This is a genomic window from Sphingomonas trueperi, assembly GCF_040545665.1.
Lineage (GTDB): Bacteria > Pseudomonadota > Alphaproteobacteria > Sphingomonadales > Sphingomonadaceae > Sphingomonas > Sphingomonas trueperi_B.
Genome location: NZ_JBEPMH010000003.1, coordinates 273,523 through 292,063 on the forward strand (window position 1 = coordinate 273,523; position 18,541 = coordinate 292,063).

The following is an 18,541-nucleotide window of genomic DNA, read 5'->3' on the forward strand; positions in this document are numbered from 1 at the left end:
GCTTACTCCGCGGCGGCAAGAAGGGGCTGGTGCAGGCCGGCATCGGCGCCCGCCACGCGCTCGGCCCAGGGGTCGTCCTGGCTGAAGGACTGGGAATGCCAGAAGCGCGCTGCCAGCGCGTCGCGGCCGGCTTCGTCCTCGACGACGCGGGCCTTCACATGCGCGAGCCCGACCCGCTCGATCCACGGCGCGGTCCGCTCCAGATAGCGCGCTTCCTCGCGATAAAGCTGCACGAAGGCGGCGGCAGTGTGCATCGCCTCGCCCTCGGTCGTTACCTTCACCAAGAGATCGGTCGCGCGGACGTGGATGCCGCCATTGCCGCCGACGTGCAGTTCGTAGCCGGAGTCCACGCAGATCACGCCGAAATCCTTGATCGTCGCCTCGGCGCAGTTCCGCGGGCAGCCGGAGACCGCCATCTTGAACTTGTGCGGCATCCAGCTTCCCCAGAAGCCGCGCTCCAGCTTGATGCCGAGCCCGGTCGAATCCTGCGTGCCGAAGCGGCACCATTCGGAGCCGACGCAGGTCTTCACCGTGCGCAGCGCCTTGGCATAGGCGTGTCCCGAGACCATTCCCGCCGCGTTCAGATCTGCCCACACCGCCGGCAGATCCTCCTTGCGGATGCCGAAGATATCCAGCCGCTGGCCGCCGGTCACCTTCACCATCGGCGCGTTGAATTTCTCCACCACGTCGGCGATCGCGCGGAGCTCCTGCGGCGTGGTGACCCCGCCCCACATGCGCGGCACCACCGAATACGTGCCGTCCTTCTGGATGTTGGCGTGGAGGCGCTCGTTGACGAACCGGCTCTGCTGGTCGTCGACATATTCGCCCGGAAGCGCGCAGAGCAGATAATAGTTGAGCGCCGGGCGGCACGAGGAACAGCCGTCGGGCGTCGACCAATGCAGCCGCTGCATCACCTCGGGAATGGCGCGCATGCCCTGCTCGACGATCGCGCGGCGCACCTCGTCATGGCCGTAGCTGGTGCATTTGCACATCGTCTTCGGGCCTGCCTGCACGCCCTCCTCGCCCAGCGTCAGCGCGAGCAGTTGCTCGACGATGCCGGTGCACGATCCGCAACTGGCGGACGCCTTGCAGGTCGCGCGCACGGCATCGAGGCTGCACGCGCCGCCCGCGATGCTCGCGACCACCTGCCCCTTGGAAACGCCGTTGCAGCCGCAGATCTCGGCATCGTCCGAGAGCGCCGCAACGGCCGCCTTAGGGTCCGCCAACGTCCCTCCCAAGGCGAAGGCTTGGCCGTAGATCAACACGTCGCGCACGTCCGCGACGCTTTCGCCCCTCGTCAGCAGGTCGAAGTACCAGCCGCCATCGCCGGTATCGCCGAACAGCACCGCGCCGATGACGCGCTCGTCCTTCAGCACCACGCGCTTGTAGATGCCGCGCGCCGCGTCGCGTAGCACGATGTCCTCGCAGCCCTCGCCGCCGGAGAAGTCGCCCGCCGAAAACACGTCCAGCCCCGCCACCTTGAGCTTGGTCGACGTGACCGAACCCCGATAGGGATTCGCGCGCGCCACCAGCCCGTCGGCAAGGCTGCGGCACATGTCCCACAGGGGTGCGACCAGGCCGTAGCACTGCCCGTCATGCTCGACGCATTCTCCCACCGCGAGCACGTCGGCGTCGCTGGTCACCATGTGATCGTCGACCTGGATGCCGCGGCCCACCGCCAGCCCGGCTTCGCGGGCGAGCTTCACCGAGGGGCGGATGCCGACCGCCATCACCACCAGCTTCGCGGGAAGGACGCGGCCATCCTTCAGCTGCACGCCCTCGACCTTGCCGTCGCCTAGGATCGCGGCGGTGTCCGCGCCGGTCAGGATGGTCTGGCCGCGCGCCTCGAGCGCAGACTTGAGCAGCCAGCCGGCCGCCTCGTCGAGCTGGCGTTCCATCAGCGTCGGCATCAGGTGGAGCACGGTGACCTTCATGCCGCGCAGCGTGAGGCCGTGCGCCGCCTCCAGCCCGAGCAGGCCGCCGCCGATCACCACCGCTTCGCCCCCCTCCGAGGCTGCCGCCAGCATCGCGTCGACATCGGCCATATCGCGGAAGCTGATGACGCCGGGCAGGTCGTGCCCCGGTACCGGAATGATGAACGGATCCGAGCCGGTGGCAATCAGCAGCTTGTCATAGCCAGTGACGCGGCCAGATTTCGCCGTGACGGTCCGCGCGGCGCGGTCGATCGCCACCACCGGATCGCCGGCGACCAGCTCGATGCCGTGCTGCGCATACCAGGCATGATCGTTGATCACGATCTCCTGGAACGTCTTCTCTCCCGCGAGCACCGGCGACAGCATGATGCGGTTGTAGTTCACATGCGGCTCGGCACCGAAGATGGTCACGCGGAAGCGCGTGCCGTCGCGCGCGAGCAGTTCCTCCACCGCGCGGCAGCCCGCCATGCCGTTGCCGATGACGACCAGATGCTCGCGCGCCTCGGGCGGCGGGGCGGTCCCGGCGGGACCGTCGTCGGCGAGGATTGCCGTGCCTTCGAGAAACTCCATCCGCTTCGCTCCAAAACGAAAAAAGCCGCCATCCGGCGCCCGGATCTTGCGAACCGAGCGCTGGATGGCGGCTTTGCCATCAACAGGACCACGTTTGCCCATCTTCGGGTTGGCGTGGCTATGTGTGAAGGACAGCCTTGTCCTTCGCGTTGCAACATAAACCGATTCGCGGAACCGCTCAAGCGATTCCGCTCAATAGCTCCAATCCAGCTGCAGCCAGAATTTGCTGGTATCGGTGGCGAGGCGATCGGCCGTGTACCGCGCATAGCGCGCCGACAGCAGCGTCTTCTTCATCTTCACCGTAGCGAGCAGGTCGATCTCGTCGCCATAATGCCGCTCCAGCCGGTCGCTTTCGAACCGATGCCATGTCGCCTGCAGCGTCAGTGCATCCACCTTGCCCAGCTTCTTCCAGCCATAGCCGCCGCCGGCATAGAGGTCGCGCACGCCGTCCGGCGGCGTGGTCAGGAACTTGTCGGCCCAACCCTGGAACTTGAAGTTGGTACCGAGCGGCGTCTGGAAACTGGTGAGCGCTGCGCCCTTGTCCGCGCCCAGGACTTCATAGCCGCCGTTGAGCTTCCAGCCACGCACGTCCAGCGTCGCGTCCGCCAGCCAATAGCCGGCGGAGTAGCGATTGGGGTTGCGGTGATAGTCGGATTGCGTCGCCCAGCTGAGCTGGTAGCTCAGCTTCACCTTTGGTCCCAGGGCCCGGCCGCCCGCCAGCCGCCCGCCATAGGTCTGGCTGGCGAGACGATAGCCCTGCACTTCGGGCTCGTCCTGGTCGACCAGATAGGCGAAACCGGTCAGCGTGCCGATCGGGGTCGCTGTGGAGAGATTGGCGAACACATTGTCGCCGCCCACACCCCGCTGCCGCGCGCCGCGACCATCGGTGCCCCAGATGGTGCGCACGTCCCAGGCATAGGCGATGTCGAGCTTCACGCCCTTGAGCGGTACCAGCTCGCCGCGCACCGCGTCGAACGTCTGCGCGTTGTTGCGAAAGCCAACATTGCCGACGAAACGCTCATCGTCCAGCGCGATCCGCTGGCGCCCGGCGGTGACGGTCAGCGGCCCCGTGCGGTATTGCAATTGTGCGCGGTAGATCGCGACGTCCTGCGGATCGGCGACCAGCGGCCGGGTCGCGGCACCGTGCAGCCCGTCATAATAGTTGCCGACCAGCGCCAGATTGCCCTGCGCCTCGCCTAACACCGCCCATGGGCCGCTGTGCAGCTCGGCACCGGCGCGCACGCGCAACGTCCACGCATCCGCCGTCTGGGCGAGCCCATCCTGATCGACATGCTCATAGCGGCTGCGCGCCTCGATTAGCGGCTTCACCGCGATGTCCTGGGCACAGGCCGGTCCTGCGACGGCCAGCGCGGCCGCGGTGGTGAAGATCGTTCGCATGAAAGTCCCCCCCAAAAAATGGGGCGGCGCATTTCGCATCGCGCCGCCCTCCTCTCCGATTCAGATGCGCGCGCCGCTCGTCCAGCGCGCGCGCCACGAGGCCTTGACCAGCGTCAGGCCCAGCAGCGCGACCAGCGCGAGCCCGGCGAAGATCAGGAAGCCCGGCGCGAAGCTACCCGCCAGTTGCTTGGCAACGCCGAGCGACGAGGCGAGATAGAATCCGCCGATCCCGCCGGCCATGCCGACCAGCCCAGTCATCACGCCGATCTCCGCCTGGAAACGCTGGGGGACCAGCTGGAACACCGATCCGTTGCCGGTACCCAGCGCCAGCATGGCGACGACGAAACAGCCCAGCGCCGCCGGCAGGGTTGGTGCAACGCTGACGCCCGTCAGCGCGGCGGCGGCGACCAGAAACACGACCGAGAGCGTTTTCACGCCGCCGATCTTGTCGGCAAGTGCGCCCCCCAGCGGCCGGACCAGCGATCCCGCGAACACGCAGGCGGCGGTGCAATAGCCCGCGACGATGGTGGTCAGCTTGAACTGATCGGTGAAATAGATCGGTAGCGACGCCGCCAGCCCGACGAACCCACCGAAGGTGACCGCGTAGAAGCCCATCAGCCACCAGGCGTCGGCCGATTTTAACGGATGCAGATATTCGACGAGCGACTTTGGCGCAGGTGCGTTCGGTGCGTCCTTGGCCATCGCCAGATAGAGTATGAAGACGATGCCCAGCGGAATGCAGGCCAGCCCCAGAACGGCGTTCCAGCCGAACAGCTTGGCGAGCGCCGGAGCGAACAGCGCGGCAAGCACCGTGCCCGAATTGCCCATACCCGCCAGCCCCATTGCCTTGCCCTGATGCTCGGCTGGGTACCAGCGACTGGCGAGCGGCAGCGCGATCGCGAAGCTCGCGCCGGCAAAGCCGAGGATAACGCCCAGCGCCAGCGTGCCGCCGAAGCTGTTCACGCCGAGCAGATAGGCGGACAGCAGCCCGCCGATGACAATCAGCTGGCTGATCGCGCCCGAACGTTTCGGCCCGATGCGATCGACCAGCAGCCCGTTGACCACGCGCAGCAACGCGCCGGCGAGCGTCGGGGTCGCCACCATCAGCCCCTTTTGTGCGGCGGTGAGATGCAGCGTCCTGGCGATATCGGGCGCGAGCGGGCCGAGCAGCACCCACACCATGAAGGCGAGATCGAAATAGAGAAATGCGGCGACCAGCGTCGGCCAATGCCCGCTGCGCCAGAAGCTGCTGCCGCTTGTCGTGCTGGTAGATTGGTGCACGCGTCGATCCAAAAATGCCGTTGCCATGATGACTTCCCCAATGCCGATCTGAAAAGGACAAGAAAAAAGCCGCTCGCCGGACGTTCGCGTGGGTGCGAAATCCGGTCAGCGGCTTTGCTGCGTTCAGAGGGGGAGGCAGGCCCCGGCGCTGGGGTGCCCTCCCGATGGGCGCGCATCCTTGCGCGACTGATGGATCATCGCCCGAAACGAGCTTTGCTGCAAGCGCGAAGTTGTAGCAGGTGGGGCGTTTGCCCGTTACCCGCGCGGACCGGCGAATCCCGCCAGATACGCGTCCAGCCGCTCGGGATCGAACACGCGGCCGTCGAAGAACCGGTCCGGCCCGAGCGTCAGCGCGCCGCGATGTGCGCCGACGCCGATCGGCGCGGTCACCGCGCCCTCCAGCTTCATGCTTGCCCCCGGCATCGCTTCGCCGCTGCCGCCCAGCGCGCGGCGATAAATGTCTGGCCGGAACACCGCGCCGGCCGCGGCCGCTGCCTCGGCGCTCGGCTCGGCCTGCTTCCAGCGGACGAGCTGCGAATAGATCCACAGCGCCTGGCTGCGCCACGGAAAGGCGGTCGCCTCGCGGTGGAACAGGAGGAAATCGGGTTGCTCCACCGCCGGCGCATGGGCGCGCGGAAGCACCTGTCCTGAAAGCCCCGCCTCGATCAGCTCGGCCGGTTCGCCGACATAGGTCGGCCGCGCCAGCAACGCCGCCAATTCCTCTCGGTTCGCAGGATCATCGCACCAGCGCGCCGCTGCCGCCAGCGCCAGCAGCAGTCGGTCGACCGTCTCGGCATTGGCGTCCATCCAGTCGGTGCGCAGCGCCAGCACCTTCTCCACGCCGCGCTGCCAGATCCGCGCGCCGATCGCCACCACCTCGGCCAAGCCTTGCGCGATCGCCGCCGCCGGCCAGGGATCGCCGGCGATGAACCCGTCGATCTCGCCCAGCCGCATCGCCTCCACGGTCAGCGAGGGCGGCAGCACACGCAACACGACGTCCCGGTCGGGATCGATGCCGACGCTTCCCAGCCAATAGCGCAGCATCAACGCGTGGCCGGAAAAGCGGTGGACGATGCCGATGATCGGTTTGCGCCGGAACAGGCCGATCGCGCTGGCGAAGTCGTGCCCCGTGCCCAGCGGGTCGGCCAAGCGCGCCGGCAGGTCCTGCTCCAGCGCCGCGGCGAATTCGCCCGACATCACCAGCATGTTGCCGTTGCTGTTGAGCTTGAACGGCGCCGACAGCGCCGCCGGCTGCTGGCTTAGCCCCAGCGTCACCGCCACCGCCAGCGGGGCGAGCATCTGCGCCGCCTGCACCTGGCCATAGACCAGCCGGTCGCGCAGGGTCGCCCAGCTGGTCGTCCGCACCAGTTCCAGATCGATGCCCTGCGCCTCGGCGAACCCCTTTTCGCGCGCGGCGACCAGCACCGCGCTGTCGGTAAGCGGCAGGAAGGCGGCGCGGATCGGTGTCATGTATTGCCTCCACCGAGCAGACTGCTGGCGGTGATCAGCGCCTCCGCCACATCGACGAGCCGGCGGCCCTGGTTCATCGCGGTTGAGCGCAGCAGCGCATAGGCGTCGGCTTCGTTCAAACCGCGCTGTGCCATCAGAATCGCCTTCGCCTTGTCGATCGTCTTGCGGTTGGCGAGCGCTGCGCGTGCCTCGTCCAGTTCGCTCTGCATGCGGGAAAAGGCCGTGAACCGTCGCACTGCCAACTCCAGGATCGGCCTCACCCGATCTTTGCGCAACCCGTCCACGACATACGCGGACACGCCTGCATCGATTGCTGCGCCGATCATCATATCGTCGGATTGGTCCACGAACATCGCGATCGGCTTGGCGAGCGCACGGCTCACGAGCAGCATTTCCTCCAGCGTGTCGCGGCTCGGGCTGCCCAGATCCATCAGAACGACGTCGGGCGCCATGCGCTCAATCCGCGCGACAAACGCCCCGCGCGGCGGAACGAAATGGATATCGTCATACCCCGCCTCGCGCAGGCCCTCTTCGAGGACCGATGCGCGGGCTCCGCTGTCATCGACAATGACGATCCGCACCCCAGCGCCTTTCGCAGTTGCAAAATGAACTGGCAGCAAAGCGCAGGCGCGTCAAATGGGCACGGACCGAGCAGGACACCCGCCGAGTGCAGGCGGCGTCAACCTCAATACCGATTTATGCCGTTAAAAACGGAAACTTGACACCCAAGCCTCCGCGCAACTGCTGGCGGCGGCGCACGGCTAAACGACCGACTGGTTTGGGCGACCGGAATGGCTGCTTCCAGCCAGAGCCGCCGCTCGCATCAACGACGCTGAATGTCTTGAGCTGGTCGGCAGCCGTCGGTGCCGAATTTCGCATTCTGGTGGTTAGCTGCCGTTCGGACGGGGACGCTTTCTCCAAGCATCACCCATCTACCATGCTTCCAACCATTGATTTCTGGACCCCTCCCTGTCGGTTCAATTCGAACACCAGTCTAATGTCGGTCATGTTCGAGAATTCATAGAGGAGATAGTATTCGCCGTAGGGGCTCGCTCGCGCCTCAACGAAGCGCATATAGTCCAAGCTATCTTTGAAATTCCTGTGCGGCTTCCGGGGATAACAAAGCGCAATTATCTGCTGCGCCTTTCGAACTTTGGGATCGTCAGATCTGGCGTCGGAGTAGGTGATCTCCCGGGGAGGTTCTCCAGAAAACTGCGGAGAGTAAAGTGTCAAAACAGGGAACTTGCCACTCGGCTGCGGGAACCCGGAACAACGATCCACATGCTGATTGCAGCCGCTAAAACCGGCCAGAGCGGGTGTCATAATCAATAGCAAAGCGGTCAATCTCATCGCCGAGATGTGCCCGAAGCCTCCCGCGTCGTATAGTGGGGGGTGAGCAGACCGGCAGCCTTTCCACCCCAAGGCAGCGGCGGCTCTAGACACGAGCGCGGCGCTGAGCGTCCGCTGTTGGGGCGGAGCCGCCATGGCGGAAAATGGTGGGAAGCGGACAGCCTGCTGAAGTTTCGCTATCCGGAGCAGATCGCCGCGGCCGTCAGCTCTATCCACCGCCTAATTAGCTGGCGCCAATGTTGGCAGAATCTCCTTGAGTGCGGCCATCCCAGCGGCATCGCCCCCCATTTTCTGTGACGCGTTATCGATTACAAGCACGCCGTTGCCACTTGCGGGAAAGAGGACCGCATAAGCGAACCAATAGCCGTCAGATCCACTGTGAACGAGCACGGGCCCTTTCCGACCAGCAATAGAAGCCTGAACACCCCAGTCGAGTCCGGTGGGGCCGTTAGGCTGTGCTGTCTGCATCACCCGATACGAGGCGGGAGATAGGAGCTTGCCCTTGCCCTTCGCTCCTGCGAGTTGATCCACGCAGAACCTCGCCCAGTCCCCCACCGACATGTGAAGGTTGCCGGCGGGGGCGAACATAGCCGAGTTGCTGGGTCCGACAGGCTTGTCCGCCTCATGACCTGTGGGCTGTCCGGCGGGAGTCGCGCCAAAGCCAGCGGTGGACATGCCAAGTGGCCGGAAAACCTCGCGGCGCATCAGGGTTTCGTACGTCTTGCCAGTAGCACGCTCGGCAATGGCTGCAGCAATGAGAAAACCGCTATTGCTATATCCAAAATCACTCCCAGGTACATATGAAGGAGGCTCCCCAAGAGCGCGAGCAACATAGGCAAGGCGCTGCACGTTGAGCGGTCGCCTGTCCCTCAGGAAGCTCTCGATAAATGGCATGTCGCCGACGTTTTCGGGTAGCCCGGCATGATGCGAAAGCAATTGGACCAGCGTCACGGACCGGTACTCCGGCCGCATCTGATCGGCGAGTTCTGGCAACATCGCGGATAGGGGCATGCTCCACGTCAGGACTCCGCGATCGACGAGGCGAGCGATCATCGCAGCCGTTTGTGGTTTCCCGGTCGAACCGATGATCCAGCTATCACCGATCTGTGTATCACCGGCTCGATCGGTTCGACGCACGCCGGTCACGGCTGAGGCTACGACCTTGCCGTCGCGAATGAGGGCAGCGCCCATCGACGGGGATCGCGTTCCCTGCTTCGCGGCTACCAGGACAGTCGTGAGTTGCGCGTCAGACTGCGCCGACGCGTTGGTGCCAATCAGCAGGAAGGGCAATGTCGTGGCAAGGAACGTGCGGCATAGCCTCGCCGAGACTCGTGATATCGTTTGCAGGTTCAACGGTACCAAGGAGAACGGGTGGCGCATCGAATCCCTTAATCTGCTGCAGGTCTGTGGTGAACCTGCGCTATCACTATCTTGGCTCACTGTCTGCTTCTGGGCGGAAGCCGTCAGTGCGGAAAATCGATTCCCGGGCAATGCCGCCGATCATGGGATTGGAGCCGCCAATGGCCGCTTTCGGCCCGAGCGGTCGCTCCCGCCCGCCGATGTGAACGGCTTAAGTTGGTCGCGATCCGCCGATGGAAGGTCGCCCGCCTGCGCCTTCCAAGCGCTCCCTCTCACGGCGAAAACACGGGTTCGAGTCCCGTAGGGGTCACCAGCCTTTTCAAGGGCTTAGCTGCTGAATAGCTGCACAAACGTGCAACTTACTGCAAATTTACTGCAAAACCGTAGCTGGAAATCGGCGGACTTTCACGGATTGTTCTAGGGCCAGTGGCGTTCACATCCTTAGCTGCTCGAGCGCTGGCGAATGCCTGATTCGCACCCCAAACTCAATCTTCCACCTTCCTTCGGCGCACTCGCCGGCATCATCATTGGGCGCATCGTTCCCGGCAGCTGGCGACCAACTCAAGCCGTCCCCATCACCCGCCGGGAACGAGTGCTCGGGCCGAAAGCGGCCACTGGCAGCTCTAATCGCCCCGTCGGCGGCAGCGCCCTGAGATCGTGGTCCCGCTCTGGCGGTTCCCGCCCACTAGCGGACATGGGGTGAAAGCGAGCGTTGCCCTACTGTAGCCGTTCGAGTTGCCGCTGACGCCTGTGCGGCACGGTTTGAGCAAGCGCTGCTGCGAGCGGACCGTTCCGTCCGCCGCGCCCCTACGGGTCGCCTATGGCACGTCGGCCCTGTGACTTCGCGCAGCGATCTGTTCCGGCGATAATTCCGCCACGCGGAGATCGAAGTCGGCCGCGATGTCGGCCAGCGACACACCGGCCAGATGGCGAAGCAATAGCGCCTCCGCCTCCTGCAGCGCGGTTTCCAATGCGCCGTTGACGGCCTGTTCCACAAGGCACGTAGCCTTGGGGTCGGCAGGCCCGAGCGCGAAAATACCGTTCTCGCCCAAGGCGCGATGAACGTCGAGCATGGTCATGTCTTCAAGCGCGCAGGTCAGCGTCCACCCGCCACCATGCCCCCTGACGGAACGGACGAAGCCAGCATCGCGCAGCCCTGCCATGGTCCTGCGCACCACTACCGGGTTGGTCCCCAGCATCGTTGCTGCGGCTTCCGATGTCAGTGGCCCATGCATCCGCCCCATGTGGATCAAAAGATGCAGCATTCTCGAAAGGCGCGCGTCCATGTTCCTCCGATTTCTAGGCCTTAGGTTATATCACGTAACACGTGATGTTGCAAATTGCGCGAAGCGGGGTATGTAACAGAGCGAATTACATAAGGGTGGAACGATGTACGATGTTGTTGTGATCGGTGGCAGTTTTGCAGGTTTGTCGGCGGCGCTTCAGCTCGCTCGCGCGCGCCAGCGGATTCTGGTGATTGATGCCGGCTTGCCTCGCAATCGCTTCGCGGACGCGGCTCATGGTTTCTTGGGCCAGGACGGGCGCCCGCCCTCGGCGATCATGCGCGATGCCCGTTGCCAGCTCGAGCGCTATCCGACTGCCGAGATCCTGTCGGGCGAAGCTCGGGAAGCGTCGGCGATCGAGAGCGGGTTCACCATCGGTCTCACAAACGGCGGGGAGCGGCGCGCGCGGCGCCTCGTTCTGGCAACCGGCATCGTCGATGAGTTGCCAGCAATTCCTGGTATGAGCGAGCGCTGGGGAGCGACGGTGCTTCACTGCCCCTATTGCCACGGGTATGAAGTGAGCGGTTTGCCGCTCGGTGTCATCGCAGCGCATCCCATGTCCCCGCATCAGGCGACCCTCATTCCCGATTGGGGCCCCACCACCTACTTCACCCAAGGGCAGTTCGAGCCGGACGCCGCTGACCTCCACGCCTTCGCTGCGCGGGGCATTACCGTGGAGCGGACCCCGGTCGTTGAACTGCTGGGCGATGCCCCCGCGCTGGACGGCGTCCGACTGGCAGACGGGCGAATTGTGGCATTGTCTGCCGTGTTCACGGCGCCGCGGACCAAGCCCGCCACGCCGCTGGCGACCATGCTCGGCTGTGCACTCGAGGACGGGCCCACCGGTCCATACGTCAAGGTCGATCAATGGGGCGCGACGACCGTGCCCGGCGTCTGGGCTGCGGGGGACGCGGCCACACCTCTGCACAACGCTACGATCGCCTCTGCCGCCGGCGTACTGGCGGGCATTGGCGCACATCAGGAGGCAGTCCGAGCTGCGGTAGCGCATGAGGCGCAGAACGTTCAGTAATCGCGCGAGACCCTTGCTTTCGGGGCGGCAGCGATCCGCCCTGCCGTCCCGAGAGTCTCCGTCCGCTCTCCACCAGAATGCGATATTCGGCGCCGACGGCTCCCGACCAACTTACGCCGTTCGCCGGCCGGAGGTCCAACGGCGGCTTTTGCGGGAATCTGCCGCTGGGTCGGCGTGCCCTTCGTTCGTCGAGCTGGCAGCATCTGCGATTGTATAATGAGCGGCGTTCCCGTTGCCGGCAAAACGCAGAGGGACAAGCGTTGGTGGAGCGGACCTCCCGCGCCCACCGCGGACGGAGCAAACGCGAGCATATAGTGAAGCGTAGGCTTGACCAATCAGCCGGCTCCGTTTAGTGAAGTTCTAACTTCACTGAGGAGCAGTCCGTGACCGTGACCCACGACACCTTCGAAATCCGCAGAACCTGCGATGCCACGCCGTCCGCAATTTTCAGCGCCTTCGCCTTTCAGGACCGCAAGAGCCGGTGGTACGCCGCTAGTCCCGCACACGAGCCGCTGTCCTACAGCTTCGACTTCCGACCTGGTGGTGAGGAGAAGCTTACCGCGCGGATGCTGCCGGGCACTCCTATCGCAGGGAGGGAGCTGTGCTGGACCTCAAACTATGCCGAGATCGTCAAGAACGCTCGGATCGTATTCTTCCAAACGCTGGACGTCGATCAGGTCCGCGTATCCGCTGCCGTTGTCACCGTGGAAATTGAACCGCTCGGCGAAAAGAGCGAGGTCGTGCTCACGCATCAGGCAGTCTATTTCGAAGGCGCCGACGGCCCGGCGATCCGCCGGATGGGGTGGGAGCACCTGCTCGACACGATGGCTTCAGAAACGCTGCCCGCGTGATGCAGCCTGTGAGAGAGGTTGCCCGCTCCTCGAAGGTCGACCTTCTGTTTCACGCGCTCGGCGATTCCAATCGCCGTCGCATGGTGGACCGTCTCGCGGACGGTCCGGCGAGTGTTTCGGAACTCGCTGCGGTGCTGGCTGTCAGCAAGACGGCGATAGGCCAGCACCTCGCGGTGCTCGAGGAAGCCCAGCTTGCCCGCTCAACTAAGGTTGGGCGGGTGCGCACCTGCCAATTCGATCCCGCCGGGCTCGCGCCGCTGCAGGATTGGATCGACTATCACCGCCAGGAATGGAACGGGCGGCTGGACCGCCTGGATGATTTGGTCAGTGCCATCGGCTCGAAAGAAGACTGCCCATGATCGTCGCCCTCTGCTCGAACCTGCCGTTCGAGTTGCCGGTGCGGATCGACAGCGACGTCCCAGGACACGTCGAGCGCGTTTCGGCGGCAGTCGACCAGAATGCGACGTTCGCCGGGCGAGCTAGCACCGGTCGCTTCTGCCAAGACCTGCCGTTCGTTCGACGTGAACCCGCTTTGCAGCTACGCGCCCGAAGCCGGACATCCAAGAAGCGACTCGAGCTTCCTGAAAGCGGACGCCGCAGTGCTTGCTGAAGGGTGCCGCGAGGCGGACGTCTTGCCGTTAAGGGGAGGCGTTCCATAGGCCAACACCTTAATGCCCTGCGCCCAAGCAACAGTCTCTGCGGCGAAGTAAAGCGCAATTCGGAGAATTTCACCCGCGGCAGGCTTCGACGCGCTCCAGCGCGAGCGCGAGCTCGCGGGCTCCACCACTTCAGGCACAGCCAAGACCAACACGCCGCGCGCAGCCGACTATCCCGTGCTCGCAGCCGCGCGAGGACCTCGTGGGACACGATCGTACAAGGGTGCCGCGACCTGGGGACATTTGGCGGTACGTGCGGTAATTCTCCCTACCTCGTAACTCACAAAGTTGCCATGTTAAAGAGGTACCGCGAGTACTTGATCGGGAGGGAATAATGGTGCGTTCAGAGTTGGTGAGCTGCCTGCTTCAGGAGAATGCGAGCCTTGCAGCTGCAGAGGTAGAGCACGTCGTTTCAATCTTCTTCGATGAGATCGTCGGGCAGCTTCGCGATGGTGGTCGTGTGGAACTGCGCGGTTTCGGCACCTTCTCGGCGCGAACGAGAGATGCCCGGATCGGGAGAAATCCACGTACGGGAGAAGCTGTCAAGGTGGACTCGACGAATGTCCCCTATTTCAAGCCTGGTAAGGAGATGAGGCAGCGCTTGAATGCGTAGGCACCGTCGGCGGGTTTCCTGTTCCTAGGAGCACTACCGCCTTCGCGCTTCTAACTGATCGGCTGGCCCGGGCTGGCGAGGGATGGATCAGGCCCGTGGCGGCAACCACGGCGGCTCGAATGCTAGCTGTCGGAGCAGCAAAGGGGATAGATGTTGAAGTTTCGCCACGTCTACCAACTTAATCCTGTGATCGCTGCGGGCAATCAGCCCCTCCCGTTCCATGTCTCGGATCGTTCGATTGACATGCACCGACGTCAGCCCGAGGAGGTCGCCCAGCACTTCTTGCGTAAGCGGTAGGTCGAAGGCATTTTCTTCAACAAGTCCGAGCGGCGCGAGTCTCGCGCGAAGGTCGAGTAGAAGCCTGCTCAAACGCGCCCTTGCGGATGCATTGCCGACTGCTGCGAGCATATCCATGAGACTGAGCCGCTCAATCTGGACCGCCATGGTGAACAGGGCTGCCACGCGCGGAGCAAGCGTGTAGAGGTCGCGGAACCGAGTGTAGGGAACATACGCGGTCACGGCGTCCGTGATGCACGTCAAGGTGTCTGCGGCCGTCTGGAGGGCCATGCTCGGCGTGCCCAGGATGTCACCAGGCAGATGCACTTTCTGAATCAGACGCTTGCCACCACGGAGCACGATCGACGACGAGATCCACCCCGCATTATGAAGGTGAAAGCCGCTGAGTTGATCGCCTTCCCGCTGGAATGTTTCGCCGCGTCGCCTCTGGGTCTCTATTGGACCGAGCTCACGCAGAGCGCGTTCCTCCAGGTCAGTCAGGTTTGCCAAAGCTCGATATCTGTGGATCGGATAAGACACCGGTCACCCCTGTTTGACGTTCGTCGAGCTACGCGCCGCCAGCAGCTGGATACGCTAAAGCGCAAGCTATGTCCCTGTGTCTAGGGGCATATTTCAGAACTGATATGCATATATGCGCAGGATACAACTAGCCAGCGGCAGTCGGGCCGCCGTCTCCAATGGTGCATGAGAGCCGCCGAGCCGTCGAGGGGCGAGCGGGTTGGGGTTGGTGGAACTGATATCTTCGGTGTCCCTTCCTCCGGCCCCTCCAAGCGCAGCATCCCATCATCCGAACATCAGCAGACCACAAGGAACTGCGAACAAGGCTCAAAAATTTCCGCTTAGAGGGAGCGCACGAGAGCCTTCTGGCGGCGGGAAGGGAGTGCAAATCCGCCGCAGCGCCTTCCAGATCAGGCGCTGTGCGTCGCCGCGAAGAGGCCGGCAATAGATGCCTCGAGCTCATCTTGCCGGAAGGGCTTCACGAGCCGAGCTATGGTTGGGTCCACGCCGTCTAGGTCAGCGTATCCAGAGACCAAGAGGACAGGTATATTCGGGTGACTGGCTCGAAGGTTTCGCGCGAACTGAGTCCCGGTCATTCCTGTCATGAGATGATCGGTAACTACGAAGTCGACCGTGTGCTCTGCAATTTTCTGCGTTGCTTCCTCCGCGGAAGCTGCTTCGGTTACGGCGAAGCCAAGATCGACCAACATGGCTGCGGTGCTATCGCGAACGACGTCTTCATCGTCAATCAAGAGCACCATTCCACGCGTGGTATTAGGCGCGGCGAATGCCGGCGCTTCGGAGGCGATCGCCGCGGCGGCGTCGCTCCGAGGTAGCCATAGCTCAACGTTCGTTCCTAAGCCTTGCCTACTCTGGATGAATAGCCCTCCACCAAGCTGGGAAGCCAGTCCATGTACCATGGACAGCCCAAGACCGGTGCCCTTGCCAACCCCCTTCGTCGAGAAGAACGGCTCGACGGCTCTTGCTAATGTCGCCGCGTCCATGCCTAGCCCGTCATCAGAAACAGACAGGCGGATATACACGCCTGCTTTCAACTCGGGGCGGTCAGCCGGGACCAAATCCTCGATTCGCGCCGAGATCCGAAGCGTCCCGCCATCCGGCATTGCGTCGCGCGCGTTGACGCTCAGGTTTAGAAGCGCCATCTCGAGCTGGTTGGGGTCTGCGCGTACGGCAGGCGTATCTTCGGGCACATCGACGACAACCCTGATCTGCGGACCGGTGGTGCTCGCCACCAGCTCCGCCATACCTTCAACCAGCACCCTCAGGTCTACGGCGATGGCTTGAAGAGGTTGACGACGCGCAAAGGCAAGAAGACGCTGCACCAGGGTTTTCGCACGTTCGGCTGAATGCACAGCGCCTGCAATAAGCCGGTGCTCACGTTCGCCGCCGAGCCCTTTGCGCTGTAGCAGATCTAGCGTGCCGACTATCGGTGTGAGCAGATTGTTGAAGTCGTGGGCTACACCCCCGGTCAGCTGGCCCATTGCCTCCATTTTCTGGCTCTGGCGCAAAGCTTCCTGCGCTTGCTCGCGTTCCTGGACGGCGCTGGCCACCCGCGCCTCGAGGGTGGCGTTCAAATCCTTCAGAGCTTCTTCCACTTCCTTGCGTGCAGTGATCTCGATGGCGGTGCCCGCCACCCGCACGCAGCGCCCCTCGTCATCGAAGACCCCACGGCCCTTCGCCGCCACCCAGCGAATGACACCATCTTCTTTGCCTACCGTGCGGTATTCGACGTCATACAGCGCTCGACGCTCCGGATCCGCCGCTGCCGCGAACGCGGCGCTCGTCGCCTCTCGATCTTCAGGGTGCAGCCCTTTGTAGAAGTCGAGCATGCTGACAGGTACATCGGGTGAGATGCCGAACAACTCCTTCGTTCGGCGTGGCCAGATCAGGCGATCGCCGATTATGTCGACATCCCAGAAACCTATTTCGGCATGTTCGACAGCCAGGCGAAGACGCTCCTCGCTCTCTCGCAGGCGGGCTTCCGATCCGACCCGCTCAATGTGCGACCAGCAGCGATCAACCACCTCACGCACGAGTATCAATTCTGCCGACGTCCATTCACGCGGCGTGCTCTGGTGAACCGCCATCATCGCCGCGAGACGTCCATCCTTGATCAGTGGGCAGCAGATGATCGCTTGAATCCCGATGGACTGGAACATCTCGCGACCATCGTCAGGCGCAAGCTCGCGATCCACGTCTCGCACGACGAGCACTCTGCCGGCGCGCATGTCGGCTGCCGCGCGTGGCCCAAACAAGTCTAGGCTGTATTCGCCGGCTGATGTCGGTACCCCCGGGGCACTGTAATCCGCTCGGATCCAGAAACGATCGCTGTCGGCATCGACGTCTGCGTACGCGCAGCGGGAGACTTCCAGCATCTGACCCAGCAATCTGGTAGCTGTCTGCATCGCCGTCGCGGCGTCTCCGCTCCCGAACAGTTGCTGATCGAGATCTCCCAGGAACCGCAGCCGCCCTTCGCTTTCTCTCAGCCCCTCCTCCACGTCGTGCTCGAGAGTGCGATCTCGGAAGATCTTGAGGAAGCCGCCATGGTCGGCCGCGAGCGGCATCGTCACGCCCGAGCCCCAGAACTGGCTTCCGTCTTTTCGTACATGCCAGCGCTCGTTCTGCGCACGGCCCTCAGCTGCTGCACGCCGCATCTCCGCCTCAGGGGCACCGACTTCTCTGTCTTCGGCGGTGAAGATAATTGCGCCTGACCTTCCGATAATCTCTTCGCGCGAGTAGCCGACAATCTCCGTGGCGCCCTCGTTCCAGCCGGTGACGAAACCGTGACGGTCGAGCGTGACGATCGCGAAGTCCTCGGCTCCCTCTACAATTTGCCGATATCGTGCCTGCCCCCTCAAAAGCTCTGCGTGCGTCCTAGCACGTTGAAGAACGAGCCCAACAGTTCGAACCACGAAATCCACGATCTCGAGGTCAGCCTCGGAAGGAGCTCGAGGTTGGCGATAGTACATGGCGAAGGTGCCGAGAACGGCACCGGTTGAAGCGTGGATCGGAATCGACCAGCAAGCGGCGAGCCCGTGTTCGGCGGCAAGGCTTCGATAGTCGGTCCAGAGCGGATCGGAGGCGATATCGGAGACGAATACCGGTTCGTTGCGACACACTGCGCTTCCGCACGAGCCTACGGCCGTTCCGATCTCGATCCCGTCGACCGCTTCATTGTAGGCAGGGGGTAGGTTGGGAGCGGCTCCATGACAGAGATGCTTCCCATCTGAGTCTACGAGCAGAATGGATCCCAGCATGCCAGAATCGGCTAGCTGCTCCATCTCGAGCACGATAGCGGTTAAGGTTTCGGGAAGCGGAGCCTCTTCTACGGCAAGCTCCAGGACCCTGCTCTGCACCGCACCTAGTTTAGCGGCACGATCGCGGGCCTTCTCCAGGCGGGCGTTCTCAAGCGCGAGGGTGGCCAGGCGCCCCAGGCTCTCCAGCTTTTCAATGACTTCGACCGCGTGTTGTTTTGGTTCCGCCCAATAGGCTCCAAGCGCTGCGGTAGCGACCGGTCGACCTATTGGGACGAGCACAAGGCTGCGAACGAACGTGCGAGCGTACGCCTCCTGAGGGACTCGCTCATCCAGAAGAACGTCCTCGATCACCACGGTTTCGTGGTGCCGCATGGCCCAGCCGGAAACGCAGGAAGCGCTTGGGAAACTCTGCCCCGTCCAGAGTGACGAGACAGCATCCTCTGCAACGTAGTAGCATTGATCGCCCTCGCGCAGAACAACCGCGATGCCTTCCGCGCCAACGAGGCTACGCGCGGTATCGCGCAGCACCTCCACCACCTCCTCTATTGTACCGGCCGCGACCAGGCGCTCGGCAATCTGCAGCAAGGCGTCAGGCCCGGCGCCTCTCATATGCTGTGCAGCCACATCGCTCATTTTAAGCAAGCGCCCACTTGGATCGATGAGATGACGGACA

General features: G+C 63.7%; 14 protein-coding genes and 1 tRNA gene. 6 read left to right on the plus strand and 9 right to left on the minus strand.

Annotated elements, in window-relative coordinates; genetic code table 11:
* Positions 1-2: 2 nt before the first annotated feature.
* The 6 genes from nirB to ABIC65_RS12080 form a co-directional block, all read right to left on the minus strand.
* Complete coding sequence (gene nirB / locus ABIC65_RS12055) at positions 3-2,504, minus strand: nitrite reductase large subunit NirB (RefSeq protein WP_354308968.1); 2,502 nt, start codon at positions 2,502-2,504, stop codon at positions 3-5.
* A 192-nt stretch (positions 2,505-2,696) separates the two neighbouring features.
* A complete protein-coding gene (locus ABIC65_RS12060; protein WP_354308970.1) occupies positions 2,697-3,902 on the minus strand; it encodes an alginate export family protein in 1,206 nt (401 codons plus the stop codon).
* Between the two features lie 60 nt (positions 3,903-3,962).
* Complete coding sequence (locus ABIC65_RS12065) at positions 3,963-5,210, minus strand: nitrate/nitrite transporter (protein WP_354308972.1); 1,248 nt, start codon at positions 5,208-5,210, stop codon at positions 3,963-3,965.
* A gap of 228 nt (positions 5,211-5,438) precedes the next feature.
* Positions 5,439-6,653 (minus strand): CmpA/NrtA family ABC transporter substrate-binding protein, encoded by a 1,215-nt coding sequence (locus ABIC65_RS12070; protein ID WP_354308974.1) that lies wholly within the window; start codon positions 6,651-6,653, stop codon positions 5,439-5,441.
* Positions 6,650-7,234, minus strand: coding sequence for an ANTAR domain-containing response regulator (locus tag ABIC65_RS12075; protein WP_354308976.1), 585 nt, complete (start codon positions 7,232-7,234; stop codon positions 6,650-6,652). The genes ABIC65_RS12070 and ABIC65_RS12075 overlap by 4 nt, the downstream gene beginning before the upstream one ends.
* Positions 7,235-8,222: 988 nt before the next feature.
* A complete protein-coding gene (locus ABIC65_RS12080) occupies positions 8,223-9,383 on the minus strand; it encodes a serine hydrolase domain-containing protein (RefSeq protein WP_354308978.1) in 1,161 nt (386 codons plus the stop codon).
* 187 nt (positions 9,384-9,570) lie between these two features.
* Between ABIC65_RS12080 and ABIC65_RS12085 the strand changes: the two genes are divergently transcribed.
* Positions 9,571-9,675 (plus strand) — tRNA-Ser (locus ABIC65_RS12085).
* A 505-nt stretch (positions 9,676-10,180) separates the two neighbouring features.
* On the opposite strand, the gene ABIC65_RS12090 is transcribed toward ABIC65_RS12085, so the two are convergent.
* Entirely contained in the window at positions 10,181-10,648 is a 468-nt protein-coding gene (locus ABIC65_RS12090) for an Rrf2 family transcriptional regulator (RefSeq protein ID WP_354308980.1), read from the minus strand.
* 103 nt (positions 10,649-10,751) lie between these two features.
* Between ABIC65_RS12090 and ABIC65_RS12095 the strand changes: the two genes are divergently transcribed.
* From ABIC65_RS12095 to ABIC65_RS12115, 5 genes are all read left to right on the plus strand, one after another.
* Positions 10,752-11,675 carry an NAD(P)/FAD-dependent oxidoreductase gene (locus ABIC65_RS12095; RefSeq protein ID WP_354308982.1) on the plus strand — a complete coding sequence of 308 codons (924 nt, stop codon included), beginning with the start codon at positions 10,752-10,754 and terminating at the stop codon, positions 11,673-11,675.
* Positions 11,676-12,058: 383 nt separating this feature from the next.
* Entirely contained in the window at positions 12,059-12,526 is a 468-nt protein-coding gene (locus ABIC65_RS12100) for an SRPBCC domain-containing protein (protein WP_354308984.1), read from the plus strand.
* On the plus strand, positions 12,526-12,885 hold the full coding sequence (locus ABIC65_RS12105) for an ArsR/SmtB family transcription factor (RefSeq protein ID WP_354309386.1): 360 nt from the start codon (positions 12,526-12,528) through the stop codon (positions 12,883-12,885). The genes ABIC65_RS12100 and ABIC65_RS12105 overlap by 1 nt, the downstream gene beginning before the upstream one ends.
* Positions 12,882-13,136 (plus strand): hypothetical protein, encoded by a 255-nt coding sequence (locus ABIC65_RS12110; RefSeq protein ID WP_354308986.1) that lies wholly within the window; start codon positions 12,882-12,884, stop codon positions 13,134-13,136. The genes ABIC65_RS12105 and ABIC65_RS12110 overlap by 4 nt, the downstream gene beginning before the upstream one ends.
* A 380-nt stretch (positions 13,137-13,516) precedes the next feature.
* The gene (locus ABIC65_RS12115) at positions 13,517-13,795 is read left to right on the plus strand and encodes an HU family DNA-binding protein (protein WP_354308988.1); all 279 of its coding nucleotides are present in this window, start codon (positions 13,517-13,519) and stop codon (positions 13,793-13,795) included.
* Positions 13,796-13,882: 87 nt separating this feature from the next.
* On the opposite strand, the gene ABIC65_RS12120 is transcribed toward ABIC65_RS12115, so the two are convergent.
* Together ABIC65_RS12120 and ABIC65_RS12125 are read right to left on the minus strand one after the other, a co-directional pair.
* Positions 13,883-14,581, minus strand: coding sequence for a Crp/Fnr family transcriptional regulator (locus ABIC65_RS12120; protein ID WP_354308990.1), 699 nt, complete (start codon positions 14,579-14,581; stop codon positions 13,883-13,885).
* A gap of 419 nt (positions 14,582-15,000) precedes the next feature.
* Positions 15,001-18,501 (minus strand): GAF domain-containing protein, encoded by a 3,501-nt coding sequence (locus ABIC65_RS12125; protein WP_354308992.1) that lies wholly within the window; start codon positions 18,499-18,501, stop codon positions 15,001-15,003.
* Positions 18,502-18,541: the final 40 nt, after the last annotated feature.